The 14,808-nt window shown below is 68.6% G+C and carries 12 protein-coding genes; 7 read left to right on the plus strand and 5 right to left on the minus strand.

Annotation, left to right across the window (positions count from 1 at the left end; genetic code table 11):
- Positions 1-7: 7 nt before the first annotated feature.
- The 3 genes from mads7 to AC5L3C_RS13645 form a co-directional block, all read right to left on the minus strand.
- A complete protein-coding gene (mads7, locus tag AC5L3C_RS13635; RefSeq protein ID WP_493649231.1) occupies positions 8-1,714 on the minus strand; it encodes a methylation-associated defense system protein MAD7 in 1,707 nt (568 codons plus the stop codon).
- Positions 1,714-5,880 carry a methylation-associated defense system protein kinase MAD6 gene (gene mads6 / locus AC5L3C_RS13640; RefSeq protein WP_493653868.1) on the minus strand — a complete coding sequence of 1,389 codons (4,167 nt, stop codon included), beginning with the start codon at positions 5,878-5,880 and terminating at the stop codon, positions 1,714-1,716. Before mads6 ends, mads7 begins: the two co-directional genes overlap by 1 nt.
- Before the next feature lie 125 nt (positions 5,881-6,005).
- On the minus strand, positions 6,006-6,362 hold the full coding sequence (locus tag AC5L3C_RS13645; protein ID WP_493649232.1) for a hypothetical protein: 357 nt from the start codon (positions 6,360-6,362) through the stop codon (positions 6,006-6,008).
- A 407-nt stretch (positions 6,363-6,769) separates the two neighbouring features.
- On the opposite strand from AC5L3C_RS13645, the gene AC5L3C_RS13650 reads away from it, so the two are divergent.
- The 7 genes from AC5L3C_RS13650 (at position 6,770) to AC5L3C_RS13680 (ending at position 11,053) form a co-directional block, all read left to right on the plus strand.
- The gene (locus tag AC5L3C_RS13650) at positions 6,770-7,006 is read left to right on the plus strand and encodes a hypothetical protein (RefSeq protein WP_493649233.1); all 237 of its coding nucleotides are present in this window, start codon (positions 6,770-6,772) and stop codon (positions 7,004-7,006) included.
- Positions 7,007-7,012: 6 nt separating this feature from the next.
- Positions 7,013-7,549: a DUF6879 family protein gene (locus AC5L3C_RS13655; protein WP_493649234.1), complete on the plus strand. Its 537-nt coding sequence runs from the start codon at positions 7,013-7,015 to the stop codon at positions 7,547-7,549.
- Entirely contained in the window at positions 7,546-8,391 is an 846-nt protein-coding gene (locus AC5L3C_RS13660) for a helix-turn-helix domain-containing protein (protein ID WP_493649235.1), read from the plus strand. The genes AC5L3C_RS13655 and AC5L3C_RS13660 overlap by 4 nt, the downstream gene beginning before the upstream one ends.
- A gap of 126 nt (positions 8,392-8,517) precedes the next feature.
- Positions 8,518-9,018, plus strand: coding sequence for a glycine-rich domain-containing protein (locus AC5L3C_RS13665; RefSeq protein ID WP_493649236.1), 501 nt, complete (start codon positions 8,518-8,520; stop codon positions 9,016-9,018).
- Between the two features lie 79 nt (positions 9,019-9,097).
- Positions 9,098-9,751 (plus strand): class I SAM-dependent DNA methyltransferase, encoded by a 654-nt coding sequence (locus AC5L3C_RS13670; RefSeq protein WP_493649237.1) that lies wholly within the window; start codon positions 9,098-9,100, stop codon positions 9,749-9,751.
- Positions 9,752-10,013: 262 nt separating this feature from the next.
- Positions 10,014-10,862 carry a DUF5753 domain-containing protein gene (locus AC5L3C_RS13675; RefSeq protein ID WP_493649238.1) on the plus strand — a complete coding sequence of 283 codons (849 nt, stop codon included), beginning with the start codon at positions 10,014-10,016 and terminating at the stop codon, positions 10,860-10,862.
- Complete coding sequence (locus tag AC5L3C_RS13680; protein ID WP_493649239.1) at positions 10,841-11,053, plus strand: DUF397 domain-containing protein; 213 nt, start codon at positions 10,841-10,843, stop codon at positions 11,051-11,053. Before AC5L3C_RS13675 ends, AC5L3C_RS13680 begins: the two co-directional genes overlap by 22 nt.
- A 50-nt stretch (positions 11,054-11,103) precedes the next feature.
- Here the strand turns inward: AC5L3C_RS13680 and mads5 are convergent, their stop codons facing one another.
- Complete coding sequence (gene mads5 / locus AC5L3C_RS13685) at positions 11,104-12,549, minus strand: methylation-associated defense system restriction endonuclease subunit S MAD5 (RefSeq protein ID WP_493649240.1); 1,446 nt, start codon at positions 12,547-12,549, stop codon at positions 11,104-11,106.
- A complete protein-coding gene (gene mads2 / locus AC5L3C_RS13690) occupies positions 12,546-14,792 on the minus strand; it encodes a methylation-associated defense system DNA methyltransferase MAD2 (protein WP_493649241.1) in 2,247 nt (748 codons plus the stop codon). The genes mads5 and mads2 overlap by 4 nt, the downstream gene beginning before the upstream one ends.
- Positions 14,793-14,808 lie beyond the last annotated feature (16 nt).

The following is a 14,808-nucleotide window of genomic DNA, read 5'->3' on the forward strand; positions in this document are numbered from 1 at the left end:
TTCTCCGCTACCTTCCGCTGCCCGCTGTGACGGTGCCGTCCTGGGTGATCACGAAACGGGGTGTGATCACCTGGGTGACGTACGCGTCGGACAGGTCGTCGTAGAAGCCGGTCTCCCGAAGCTTCGTGGTGAACGCCTCGGTGTTCGCCCGCAGTGCCGCTTCTTCCTCCGGTCCGGTGACGGCGAAGCCGTCACCGGCCGGGAGCCGGTCGATGTGCAGGCCGTAGCGGGTGCGCAGCAGATCGGTGAATTCGTCGAGTCGCAGGGAGACGGTGTGGTGGGTGAAGCGCGAGCGGGTACCGCGCGGGTTGGGGCGCAGCAGCGCCACCTGGACGAGTACTTCCAGCAGCGCGCTGTCGAGGACGAACCGCCGGTGCCCGCGGTGGGGCTGTGCGATCAGCGCGCCGGGCCGGTTCTTCAGCAGCAGGGAGTCGATCGTCTCGATGAGGTACTTGTGGTGGTAGCGGCCGCGGTAGGCCATGAGCAGTTCGATGTACTGCTCGAAGGCGCCGAGTCCCATGGATGCTTCCAGCAGCGGCCGGACCTCTTCGGGCTGTTCCCTCTTCGGCGTTTCGACGAGGATGCTCTCCAGGCGGGCCGCGAAGAACCGTTCACGGCGCTCCAGGTAGGCGTCCGTGCCGAAGCGCAGGAGTTCACCGATGGTGGCACGGCCCCGGGCGGGCCGGGCGGTTTCCTCGCTCGAGTCGACGTGGTCGGCGAAGTCGTCGAGCTTCCGCACCACGTAGCCGGCGCGGACGAAGGCCGGGATGCGCCGGTGCCAGGCGGCCGCGCTCTGTTCGGCCAGGGCTGCCGCCGCGCTTCCAGGAACACCGGCCGCGTCGACGAAGAGCCCGGCGCGGAACGGGCAGCCCGCGAGCGGATCGGCCGCCGCGGCGGTGGCCGGGCAGTTGTCGGGGCCGCAGGCCGGGTCCGCGCCGCCGCGGGCCACCATGTGCGGCAGCAGCTTCATCGCCTTCAGCTGTCCGAGGGCGAGGTGCAGCGCACAGAGGATCTTCAGGTATTCGACGAGGGTGACGCGCGGCAGCAGGTCCTTCAGGGACATCAGGCGCAGGACGTCGTCGGCGAGCAGGTCGGCCTGGCCGACGCACAGGGGCGGCGCGTCGTACCAGCCGCGTACCTGCTGCGCAGCGTCCTGGGTGACCTGGCTGTTGAGGTGCAGTACGGCCTGGGTCTCGACGTCGATGCGGGGTTCACCGGAGCTGTCCGGGCGGCTGCGGGAGGCGGAGCCCAGTCCGGTGAAGAAGAACCTCCGCAGTTGTTCCAGGGCTGCCTGGCCCTGACCGCCCCGCGCGTGGCGGAGCATCTGGTAGAGCTGGGCGTCCGCGCCGTAGGCGCGTGAGTGGTAGTAGTTGCGGAATTTGTAGGTGAGTCCGTGCAGCGGGCGCAGTCCTGCCACGGCCTGGCTGGGGCGGCCGCGGTTGACCATGTCGAGGAGCTGCGTCTCGATCCACCGCCGGGCGATGTCGCTGTGCTCGGCGAAGCCGGGGAACTTCGCCGCGTGCTGTGCCTTGGTGAACTCACTGACGAAGGCGTCGACCGAGAGTTCCTTGCGCTGCACCATTTTGCTGGGCAGGCCGTTGTGGTTGACCCGCATCAGGAATCCGGTCAGCACCCGGTCCATCTCGACCCGTTTGTATTCCAGGTGGGAGACGCCGGGGTGTTTCAGTTCGCTGTCGCGGCGGTGCAGTGCCATCAGTGCTCCGTTCCCGGGGCCGGGGCGAGCCGCAGGGTTCCGCCGGGTTGCCTGGTGAGGCGGTAGGGAGGGCTGCCGGGGGTACTGAGCAGCACTTCCTGGCAGGCTGCGGCGGACAGGGCGTTCTTGAAGACGGTGAGGGCGAGGTTCTGGCCCTGGCGGTCCTCGACGCCGGGCCGGTGGCCGCGGTGGAGCCGGTCGAGCAGCTCGTACAGGTCGAGGCGGACGACGAGCCGGGCGTGCTGCGGTCCGTCGCCGTCGGGCCGGTGGCTCATGACGAGTTCCCGGGGGCTGGTCTCCACGTACGGGGAGGCGGTGGGGCTGCGTACGTCGAGGGTGAACCGTCCGGCGGGGAAGAGGCGATGGCTGCGGATGGTGGCGCCGCGTACCGCCCTGACCTGGAGGGCGAGGTCGGGTTCGCCGTCCGGACCGGCGGGGTGCGGCATCTCCTCGCCGCGGCTGATCGCCTCGACGAGCCGGGCCAATTCTCCGCCCGCGGGAAGTGTGCCGTCCAGGAGGCGCAGGAAGCGGCTGCCGGAGCGGTGGCTGACCATGGTGGTCCAGCGGGTGTCGTCCAGGCTTTCGAAGTAGAAGCGGCGCCGGGCGGCGGCGAGGTAGGCCCGGTGGGCGTCGCGCTGCCGTCCGCCGGGATCCGGGGTGCGGGGCAGGGCGGTGAACTGTTCGCGCAGGAGTTCCTCGTCGTGGTGACCGCGTTGGTCCACCGAGATCAGGCTGTGGCCGCCGGAGGGTCCGGTGTAGTCGAGTCGGCGGTCGAGCTGGGGGTCGGGGACCTGGGCCATGTCGAGATCGCGGAGCTGGGTGAGGAACCGGTCGTGCTCCTGGTCGCTGCTGGTGTGGATGCCGGCCCAGCTGGTGAAGTAGAAGCTGTCGAGCTGCTGTTGGGTGGTGTCGGTGTCACCGGTGTAGAGGGCGTGGATCTGGTCGCAGTCCCGTCCCGAGGTGAGCGTGTGGGCGAGGGCGGACCGCAGGTCGCGCAGGGTGATGTGGAGCCGTCCGCGGAGTCCGGCCATGCGGTGCAGGGTGGTGAGGCGTTCGCGGACCTGGGGGCCTGCGGTGGGGTGGGCGAAGGTGCGGGCGTTGTGCAGGGCGTAGCAGCGGGAGGCGAGGGGGCAGGAACCGCAGGCCTCCCAGTGGCGCGGGTCGGTCATGGCCTCGACCATGCGCCGCATGATGGAGCCGGTGCTGTGCGGGTCGGCGTAGACGTCGCGGGCGTTGAGGTTGACGACGGCGATGCCGTGGGTTTCCTGTCCGCTCGTGAGGCCCTCGCGGAGGATGTCGGCGAGGAGCGGGTAGTGCTTCTCGTGCCGGCTCAGGAAGTCGGCCAGCCGTCCTTCGTTGATGGCGAGCAGCCGGGTTTCATGGTCGGTCCAGCCGTCGGCGGACTCACCGCGGTAGGGGGCGAGGAACGCCTCCAGGACGGTGTCGTTGTCCGTTCCGTCCTCGTCCTGGCTGCCGTCGTGGTTGGTGCGGAACAGGCGTCCGCGGTAGGTGAATTCGTCTCCGTTGGCGCGGCGGGCGGTGAAGTCCGCGTTCTTCTTGGCCGCGGTGGCGGCGAGGTGCTGGAGGAAGGCGGTCTTGCCGTCGCCCGCGTTGCCGGTGATGACCACCAGGCGGTGTTCTCCCCGCAGCACGGCCGGGGTCAGCCGGGTGTCGAGGGCGGTCTCTACGTAGAGCGGGAATCCGGTGGGGTCGAGGCCGCGGGTGCCAGCGTTGGTTCGCGCGTTCTGACTGTAGAGGGTTTGCAGATGCGCCACGAACGGGTTGCGCCCTGGTGCGGCGGGCTGGGCGGGCACGGTCGCGGTTCCTCGCGGGGCGGCCGGTGTCCGGCCCGCGGTGGGGCGGGCAGGTGTCCGGCGTACGTCTCCGGATTCGCGCAGTGCGGTGCGGAACGCCTCGGCATCGGGGAAGCGTTCGGACCGGCGGGGTGAGATCGCGCGGCGCAGCACCCCGGTGAAGTCGGCTCCGAGGTCGGCGAAGCCGGCGAGGTCCCGGGGGTCGGGGGCCTCTTCGTCGCGCGGCGGGCTCTCGCGGCCCCGCCACGGGTAGCAGCCGGTGAGTGCCATGTAGGCGGACAGGCCGGTCGCGTACAGGTCGAGGTCGGTGAGGTCCTCGGCTCTGGGCCGCTCCCGGCCGAGGGCTCCTGGGGCGATGAACTTGGGTGAGCCGAGGGTGGGGGTGAGGGTGGAGTCGGTGGTGACCGCCGCGTTGAAGTCGAGCAGCCGGGTGCCGTCGGGCGTCCACAGCAGGTTGCTGGGTTTGATGTCGCAGTGGTAGACGCCGTGTCCGTGGAGGTGGCCGAGACCTTTCAGGCAGTCCTCCAGCAGCCGGAGCACGTCCGCCGGGCCCAGGGGCCGTTCGGCGCCGCGGTCGATGACGGCCTGGAGGTCCCGCCCTTCTGCGAACTCCATGCGCAGGTAGGGGAATCCGCCCTTGGGCAGCCATTCGGCGTCGATCAGCCGTACCAGGTTGGGGTGCGGCGGAAGCCGGCGGAGCGCCCGGTACTCCTTCTTGAGCCGCTCCTCCACCCCCAGTCCGCCGCCGGTGAGGATCTTCAGCACTTCGTCCTCGTCGTCGAGGACGTTGTAGACCCGGTAGACGACGCCGAACTGTCCCTGTCCGAGTTTCGCCCGCACGCGGAACTTCTCGGTGAGCCGGAAGCCGTGGGGCAGGTCCGCGTAGTTGCGCGGGTCGTGCCAGTCGAAGGAGTCGTCGGTCTCCGGTTCGGGCAGACCGCCGCGGCGTCCGCCCGGCGTCGGACGGCGCCGCTCCAGCAGTTCCAGCGCGTCACGGGCCTGGGGGCGTCGCCGCGGGTCGGGGTCGAGCAGCGCCGTGACGAGACGCCCGACACCGGCGTCGAGGCCGGGGACCGCTCCGAGCGCCGCCGCGATGTCCCCTTCCGGGTCGGGCGGCTCACCCGTGTGCAGCTCGTGGAAGAGCGCTCCCGCCGCATACATGTCCGATGCGGGTGAGAACGCGTCCGCGTTGCCCGCCACCTCCGGCGCCAGGTAGGCGGCGTCGTGCCGCGTCAGCGCCGTCTGCCGCACGGTGAGCAGGGGGCCGCGCGGCTGCCCGGGGTAGGCCAGGTCGAATCCGGTCAGCATGGCGTCCCCGTCACGGTCGACGAGGACTGCGTCGGGGGTGAGGCCCCGGTGCACCACACCCTTGGCGTGGGCGTGCGCGAGCCCGGCGAGTACGCCGGACATCACCCGGCGCCGGGCATCCGCGCCGAGGGGTGACGACGCGTCCGTGAACCGTACCCGCAGCGCGTCGGCCCGCACGTCCTCCAGAACGACCGCGTAGCCCGCCTGGTCGTCCACGGGGAAGTCGTCCACGCAGGCCACGATGTGCTCGCTCGCCTTGAGCCTGCCGAGTGCCTGCATCGGTGTGCTGATCCGGGCGAACGCCGCGTCCAGTTCGGCCTCGGGCAGCAGGGGGTCGACGCCGTGCACCTGGAGCAGATAGGTGCCGGCACCCGCCTGGCCCTGTCTGCGCACCCGGTACACCGACACGTTCTCGTACGGGTCGTAGGGGTCGGCGGGTGCCGAGGGGTCGGTCTCCGCCAGGGTCTCCTCGACCTCGTACCGGCCGAATGTCCGGGGCCCCGCGGGCGTCCGGGCCTCGGCGCGCAGCACCCGCACGATGTCGTCGTGCCGGCCGGCGATGTCCGGCACCGGGTGGCCGGCCGCCGGACGGTACTGCGCGAGGAACGGCACGAGATCGCGCAGGCGCACCGTGTGCGGCTCGTCCAGCCCGGCGGGGTCCCGCAGCACGGCGTCGTCGAACGGGAGGATGACCAGGGGGTCGCACCACACCGACAGCGCCGCGCCGGACCGGGACCGCCGCAGCAGCCGTCCCAGCACCTTGGCGTGCTCCCGGGACTTGCGCACCGGACTCGGGAAGTACGATCCCCGGCTCAGGTACCAGCGGGTCCCGCGCACCTCGATCCGGCCGTGCGCCCCCTTGGTGTCGGCGAGCAGGCACACGTGCTCGGTGAGGATGGCCAGGTCGACCTCGAAGACCTGCCGACCGCGTCCGTACGACAGCTCGAAGTTGGACACCACCGTCCAGTCGTCGGGGGCGTGGTCGCGCAGGTGCCGCAGCACCATCCGCTCGGCATCGTTGACCGGCTCACCCACCGGAATCATCCGTGCCACCGGCCGCAACCCCCTGTCCGCACCTGAACACTTCGAGTCACCGGCCACTCTATGCCCAGCCACTGACAACCCGTGTGCCACCTGCACAACACCCTTGACGGGAGCCGCACTTGCGGTCACAGCAGCTTCTGCCTGCTGCGGGAGTTCGCCACGGCGACCCGGGCCCGCAGGATGCCCTCGGGCAGATCGCCCCCGAGCACGGAGGCGGCCGGCTCGACCTCGTCGGGCCGCGCGGTCCACTCGGTTCCGCCGCCCTCCGGGCGCAGCCAGACCAGCCCGTCGAGGTGATCCATGACGATGCCCCGCCGCTCCCGCCGGGTGTCGTACGCGAGCTGCCCGACGGGCAGCCGCTGCGGTGCGCGTTCCTCCCGCGCGGCGCGTACGGCTGCCTCGTGCGCCTGGGCCGCGGCGGCGATGGCGGAACGGCGGGGCAGCGGGGGCGGCGTCGGTGCCGACGGGGTGTGGGGGGCCATGTGGTGCCTCCTGGTGCGGGAGCCGCGCCAGGGCGGCTCGGGATTTCACTGTTCGCACCCATAGAGTCACCTTCCGCAACTGCCTCGACCAGGGTGACGGTATTCCCACTGGGGATACGGAACAGCACGTCGACCGGGGAAAGAGGAGCCACGGAGTCGTCTACGCCGTGCGAACAGGCGGACCAGGCGCGGCCCCGGAGGCGACAGCAGGGTCCGGCACCACACACGGCGATCTCCAGGCCGTCCGACCTGCCTGCGCACCCGACTGACCGCCTCACGCCGGTGCGGCGTCCGTTGCTGGCAATCAACGCGCCCGGAGCCGCTCGGTGCAATCTCCTGCAATTCACGAGCAGTCTCTCGCGATCCGCAGCATTCTGGACGTCCGACAGCCAGAACGGAGAACCCCCGTGACGCTCAGGTTCATCGGTACCACTTCGGAGAACGGGAACTGCCCCACTCTCTACGAGATCGTCGAGACCGGAGAGATCCTCGTGCAGGGCGACCGCGAGACCACCCCAGAGCATCTGGCGCAGCTCCGGGACGTCAAACCCTCGGAGACGTTCGTACGGATCCCCCGTGAGTTGCTGACCCGCTTCATGCCCGGCCTCGTCTCCCCGGCCGCCGACACACCGACGAAGGAGTAGAACCGCGTGCCGGACCTGATCACGTTCGACGAGATCACCCACCTCTTCACCAGCTTCCAGCACACGGCCTGGCGCCTCGAAACACAGCGCGGTTACGCCACCGACCGGGACAGCCCGAACTGGCCCCGCTTCCAGCGGGGTGAGACCTTCGGCTACGACCCGGCCAACCCTTGGCAGGCCGCCGTCCGCCGGCAGACTCAGACCGGGAAGCGATACGAGCGGGTCCGCCTCGTCGACAATCCGCCCACCGAGGGCCAGCGGTTCCTCCTCGCCACCGGGCTCGGGAATGTGGCCGCCGGTGAGGACATCCGCAACCTCTGGCGTACCGACGCAGCACGTCTTGGGCTGCCGGACTACGACTTCTGGCTGTTCGACTCCCGCATCCTGGTGAAGTTCGTCATCGACGACCACGGCGTCACTCTCGGCCTCCGGGTCCTGGAGGACGCAGAGAGCGTCGTGCGTGCCTGCCAGGCTCGCGATGCCGCCTGGCATCACGCTGTGCCTACCGGCCGGTTCCAGGCACAGGTACCGTCGGCCGGGTGAGCGCCACCGATCACCAGTCCGGCCGCGAGGCCCTCGGCGCGCGGCTGCGCGAGCTGCGCAGCGAGGCCGGCCTCCAGGGCAAGGAACTGGCCGATCGGCTGGGCTGGCAGCGCTCGAAGGTGTCCCGTCTCGAAAACGGGAAACAGACTGCGACAGCCGCCGACCTCCGGGCCTGGGCGCAGGCCCTCGGCGTCCCTGCGGAGTCCGCCGACCTCCTGAGCCGGCTGCGGGGCCTGGAGTCCCGGCAACGGTCCTGGCGCCGTCAGCTCGCCACCGGGCACCGGGCCGTACAGGACCGCTACGTCGCCGCCTACCGGCGCACCGCGACCGTCCGCGGCTACGAAGCCACCGTGATGCCCGGACTGTTCCAGACCCCCGGTTACGCCCGGCACCTGCTGCTCCTCAACGCCGACCTCATGCAGTCACCGCGGGACACCGACGAAGCCGTGAGCGCCCGCATGAGACGACAGGAGGTGCTGTACGAGGACGGCCACAGCTTCCGCGTCCTGATCTGGGAAGGCGCGCTGCATGCCCGCGTCGGGCCCGGTGAGGTGATGGCAGGTCAGTACGACCGACTGATAGGGCTGATCGGCATGCCCCAGGTGACGCTCGGGATCGTGCCGTTCGGAGCCCGGCTGAAGCTGTCTCCGAAGCACGGCTTCTGGATCTTCGACGAGGAGCGGGTGGTCGTCGAGACGATCAACTCGGAGTTCGTGCTGGAGTCCGCCGAGGATCTCGCCCTGTACGGCCGCGCCTGGGACCGGCTCGATGCGACCGCGGTCTACGGGGAACAGGCACGCCGGCTGATCGGCCGGGCGCGCGCCTCCCTCAACCTCCACTGAACAATCCGTCACAACTCAACAGTTCCTTCGGCAATCCGAGGCAATCGGCACACATGCCTGCAACCTGCCTCCGTACCGTCCTGGTCACGGCCCAAGTACCGCATTACTTCACCGCTGGAGGAAGACGTGACCATCGCCTTGGAGCAGCTTGCCGCGACACGGACCCGCGACCCGCAGCAACTCCTCAACGCGGTCGCCCCGCACATCACCGAACTCACCGTCAACGTCTTCGACTCCGGCATGAACCTGTGGGACCGCGAGATCGCCCTGCTCCTGCGTGACCACACCATGGTCCGCGACATGGCCGAACGAATCCTCGGCAACGCCGTCATGTACGTCGTGGGCTCCATCGAGAACCCCGACGTCCACCTCGGTGTCGGCAGGCTCGTCGACATCGGCGTCCACCAGTTGATCCTCGACACACCCGTCTGGTGGGGAATCTGCCGCCTGTACAACGGCGGCAGGTTCAAGCACCACGCCCCGTTCATCCAGCGCCGCAGCGACGGCCTGTGCCTGCGCACCGGCGACTTCCTGAGGAACCAGGGCTGGGCGATCGACGAAGAGCTGTGGGCCATCGACGGCGCGGACTGCTCACCGTGCGACGACAAGGTCCCCGACAGCCACTGAACCGGCGCTACAGTCGCCCCCGCCCTCATGGCTTCCCGAGGGCGGGGGCTCCCGCATCCCGACGACCGGAGGAACCGCCGTGCCCGTACCTCACGACATCGCTGCCGAGACCGAACTGTGGGACACCTACGCCGAGTCCGCGTTCAAGGACGACGCCGAGCCGTCGTTCTGCTGGACCCAGTACACCGGCCACGGCCCCTGCACCGAACTCCTCGGCACACCGGAGACGGTCCTGGAACTGGGCTGCGGCACCGGGAGGGCCCTCGCCCACCTCGCACGTCAGGGCGTGAAGGCGACCGGCGTGGACCTGTCCCCGCGGATGGTGCAGCGCGCGGGCGAGAAGTGGGCACCGCTCGGGGTACGGATCGAGCAGGGAGAGGTCATCGACTGGCTCGCCACCGACCGGGGCCGGTACGACGCCGTGTACTCCATCTTCGGCGCGGCCTGGTTCACCGATCCTTCCCGGCTGTTCCCGCTCGTCCGCCGGCACCTGGCTCCGGGAGGCGTGTTCGCGTTCTCCCAACCGCCCGCCATCCCCGGTGCCTACGGACCGCAGGGCATGTACAAGGGCGGCTTCGCGGGCAAGGCGATGTTCACCTACCGCTACAGCTACAAGCCCGCGGTGTGGGAGAGGCACCTGATCCGGGCCGGGTTCTCCTCGGTCGAGGCATCGGTCGTGGACGCACCCAGGCCGGGTCACATCGGGACACTGATTGTGCGCGCCCGCCCCTGAGCGGCTGCCCAGCCCTCCTGCCGGTCGTCGTACGCCGGACAGCCGCGGCCGCCCGGAGGGTACGCCAGATCGATACTGGGAGTACGCAAGCCCCTTGGGACGGGGCAGCTTCCGCAGTTGCCCCGGAGACGGCTCCACGGTTTCACCGCACACTCCGGCTTTTCACTGTTCGCACCCACGTCGTCACCGTCCGCCACTACCGTGAACAGGGTGGCGGCATTCCACCCGGGGATGCCGAACAGCACGGCAACAGGGGAAGCACATGGCCTCCGAGACCCAGAAGCTCGACCCGGCCCGCTCGGCACGGGACCTCTACGGCACGGAACTGCGCCGCCAGCGCCAGTTGGCCGGGGTGTCCCTGGACCGGCTGTCCGACATCGTGAACTACAGCAAGACCCAGCTCCACGGTGTCGAGACCGCCGAGCGCCTGCCTCTGCCCCCGCTCTCCTCCAAGCTCGACGCCGCGTTCGGCACGGGCGGACTGTTCGAGGGCCTGTGGAGCATCATCCAGCGGGAGCGCTACCCCGACCGCTACCGCCGCTTCATGGAACTCGCCGACCAGGCCACCGACGTCCACGAATACGCCGGGCACCTGGTACCCGGGCTGCTCCAGACACCGGCATACGCGCGGGCGCTGCTGCGGGTGGGGGACCCGGAGGCCTCGGGGGAGGAAATCGAGCGGAAGGTGGAGCTTCGGGTGGGGAGGCAGGGGCGGTTGGGGGAGGGGGATGGGCCCCGCTTGTGGGCGCTTCTGGAGGAGGGCGTTCTACGGCGCCCTGTCGGTGGTCCGGCAACCGCACGCGAACAGCTCCAGGCTCTGCTGTCGTTCGCCGAGTCGCCGCGCATTGAGGTGCAGGTCATCCCTTGCGCACATGGGGAACACGCGCTGCTCGACAGCACCCTGACGCTCCTCACACTGCCGAATACCACGGCAGTGGCCTACGTGGAGAGCAACTACTCCGGCCAACTTATCGAGGATCCGGCAGAGGCCATGAAGCGGCGCCGGGCTTACGATCTACTCAGGGCCAACGCCCTGTCGCCGCGGGAGTCCGCCGCGATGATCGAAGCAGCGATGGAAGGCTTCAACCCATGCGAGCAGCAATCGGACTGAGCCCTATACGGTGGCGCAAGTCGAGCTACAGCAACGTGGACGGGGGCAACTGCCTCGAGGTCGCCGACGGCTTCCCTGGCGCTGTGCCCATCCGGGACAGCAAGAACGCTGCTGGACCCATCCTGGTGGTCCCCACCAAGGCATGGAACCAGTTCATCGGGAGCTTCAAGGACGCTTCGTCCCAGGTCTGAGTGTCCTTGTACGGGTCATGAGCCCGTACAAGGCCCCAGGAGAATGCGGCTCAGTCGGGTGAAACGCCCGCATGCCGAGCTACTGCCTCTTCCAAGACTGCAAGGGCACGGTCCTCCTTGCGGTCGGCCTCATCACGCTGACTGTAAGCCTGGCGGACAGTGCCTGCGACGCGTTTACGGTCGTCCTCAGTCAGGGTCGGTACCGGAATTGCAGCGCATAGGCCAAGGTGAATGTCCTGTTGTTTACCACCTGTTGAACAAGAACGCAGCACTCGAAACATGGGGTCAGACCGGAGGAAGGCACTCAAGTAGGCGCCGGAAAATCCTGAGAGGCCTGAACGCACCCGCAAGAAGTCCTCGGAGTAAGCGTGACCGCTCCATGCGGCTGTTACGAGGATTGATCTGCCGTAGACCTCGTTCTCTCCCAGCGTTCCGCGGGCGGCGATCAAGACCGTCTCGTCCTCCGCCAGCACCTCCTTTGGAGTGTGTGCCTTACTGATCCATCGCCCTTCCGGCCGGACCCAGAACGCCTGACGCTGGCCCACCAGCCGGTAGCTGTAAGTGTCCCCTGGTTCGCCGTCGACGCGCGGAAAGCGTAGGCCACGGCTCATCTGACCACCCTTGCAAACCTCCCCCAACGTCACATGCTCAACCTCCCCCAGCCGCCGCAGTATCTTCTGCGCCCGTGGCTGGAAATTCAGCGCCCTCAGCGTCGTCGCATTCACCCCGCGCTGCGCGAACCCGAGGTCCCGCCCCTGCTCGTGCCACCGCAGGTCAAGCAGATCCCCGAGCCCCGCGGTCTCGAACAGATCCCGTGTCGCCTGATTCACGCCACTCTGGAACGCCGCCCGCAATGAGGCGGCTTCGTCCATGAGTTCGTGGATCTCCTTCTCCACCGCCTCGCCGAAGCGCGGCACCGGAAGACCTTCAATATGGTGCGGCTCGATGTGCTTGATGGCCGACCCATATACTCCTTCTTTGACCAGCACTTCTCCAAACCGACTGGCAAGAAAGGCGTACAAGTACCCCGGCAGGATCTTTTTTCGATCCGGTACAACCTTGATGACATGCTGGGAGGACCACGCACCATCCATGTCCGGTCGCGCATACGCTCGCCGCCCCGCATTGAACCCCGAGCACGCAATCAAGGTCATCCCAGGTTCCAGCCTCAAGTAATGCAGCTGGCTTGACTCGGCGTCTCTCTTCCTGAGTCGAGGTACCCCGCCCAAGTCGGCGACGAGCATGTCCTTACTTCCGATGAACGGCACGCTGTGCTCCGGATCGGGCAGATACACCCGGCGGAACTTCGGCCCGTTGAAGATCCCCCCGCCGTGCCCAGCCGTGACCTCCTTCAGCTGAACCTTCGCAACAGACAACCGCTCCAGCAATTGTTGCGTGGCGAACGCCCCCGACAAGTAAGGCTTGGCGTCCAATCGCAACCCCTGCCGGTCGAGCCAGCTCCGCATGGTCGGGTTGCCCCGCTCCGCGATCCTCACGCGTCATCCTCCGGCCGCTTCCAGGGGAGCTGGTCGCCGTACTCCTTGATGAACTTGCGGTACTCGCGGACGACGCTCGGCCGATCGTGGTACTTAGGTCGGTCACGCTCGGACATCAGGTCGTTGTCGAGGATGCGGGTACGCCGCTTGATGGAGCGCTCGATCGCGACGTTCTTGACGACAACCTCGTCCTTCTCCTCGTACTCCTTGATGACGTAGTCACCCTTGGCGTCCCGGACGAACAGGTCGTTGCCGCGCCGGTCGTGGCCGACCTTCTCGGCGACAGCCATGAAGACGGGGTGGTCGAGAGGACCGTGCACCTGCTCCTCGTCCCTCTCCTCCTGCGTCTTCTTCTGGAGGAAGAGCAGGGTGGTGAGGATGTTGACGCCCGCACCGACGACGAAGATCTCCACGGGAAGTTCCACGCTGGCCATCACCCAGCACTCGTCGAGGATGTACTTGCGTACCGCCTCGTCGTCGGGGCCAGGGTTGGACAGGATGCCGTTGGGCAGCACGATGCCGATGCGGCCGCCCGGCTTGACCCACTCGACGGCCTTCTGCACGAAGAGCCGCTCGGGCGCCACGGAGACGGCCGGCCTGCCCTTCACCAGCGTGCCGTCCTCGCCTCGGGACCAGCTGTAGGCGATGCTCCGTTCCTTCTCAAAGCCGTCCTCGTCCGTGCGGAACAGTTCGAGCACCGGTCCGGTCACGGGGATGTCGGAGCCGAAGGGCGGGTTGGTGAGCAGGATGTCGACTTCGCCGGGCGCGATGCGGTCGAGGTACTGGAGGGCGCGCTGCATGCCCCGCAGGTTGCCCATCCGGGGGAAGCCCAGGGAGTCGACCTGGAAGGTGTTGCCCGCGACGTCGGTGAGCATCATCACGCCGAACGCGGCGGCGCGGGTGAGGAAGGGGTCAAAGTCGGTGCCGAAGACACAGGCCTGGGCGTACTCGCCGAGCCGCTTCCGCTTCCTGGTCTCCTGCCGGGCCTTCTCCTGAACGGACAGGTCCTGCTCGTCCTCCGGCATCCACGTGTGCAGGATGTGCAGCAGGGTCTCCCGGAGGAAGCCGCCGGTGCCGCAGCACGGGTCGAGGACGGTCTGACCCTCCTGGGGATTGAGCATCTCGACCATGAGGCGGACCGCACCGGACGGGGTGAAGTACTGGCCGCGGTCGCCGCGCAGGTTGTCCCCGACGAGTTCCTGGTAAGCGGTGCCGAGGGCATCCAGGGACGTGTCGTGCATGCGGTAGGTGGCGAGCTGCTTGACGATGAAGGTGAGGGCACCGTCGGTCAGGGTCAGGCGGTCGTACTCGTCGAACAGCTGCTGGGGAGCGTAGAACTCCTTGACCTCGTCGAACAGCTCCCTTATCCGCTGGGCGACCTCGGCGCTGCCCGCCTCCTCCTCGGCGGCGGCGGCGAGGTCGTCGCTGTCGATGCGGAAGCGCGGCACCTCGGCGCCCTCACGCACCAGCCGCTCGTCGTGCAACTTGGCGAACAGCACGTACAGGAACTGCCAGAACGCTGCGTCCTTGGGCAGACCCTCGTTGCCGTGGATGTAGTTGTGGCAGCGGCGGAAGGCGAACCGCAGCATCCGCTCGTCTGCCCGCCGCATGATCGCGAGGGAGGAGGCATCGCCCTGGGCGTCGAAGCTGGTTGCATCGCCACGCGGCCAGTTCAGCATGGGACGGTACTTCGTTTCGAACAGGGACGAATCGTCGTCCTTGCGGACGAAGTAGAGGTCCTTGTCGTCCGTCCACATCCCGTAGCGGCAGCCGGGTGCCGCCTGCATGAGCTGGCCGAGCTCGTCGATCTGCGCCTTGGCATGGGCGTAGGTGCGGATCTTGGAAACGGTGCGGCTGTCCTTGGGGCGGGGCTTGGTGATGACGACCCGGCGGAGGTTCTCCAGCTCGTGCTTCTTGCCGTGCTCGAAGATCGCGATGCTCGCTCGGCGACGGGTCTTGCGGCCGGCGTCGTTGATCACCGGGATGGAGAAGTCGGCCTCCATGTCGTGCGGGTCGATGCCGTACTGATGAACGAGGGAGCGGGCGATGTGCTGGCGTACCTTCTCGGCCTCGGTGAGCTTCACCACCTTGTCGCCGGTGATGTAGTCGAAGACCTCGTCGTCGGCAAGCTTGCGCGGCCCTGCGGGCGCCTCGCCGGTGTCCTCCTTGGCGGTCTCCCCGGACGTCTCCGGCTTGCGCGGACCCTCCTCCGGCATGTCGAAGCCCAACTGTTCCTCAGCCATCGTGATGAGTGCCCCT

The sequence above is a fragment of the Streptomyces speibonae genome (assembly GCF_984686075.1).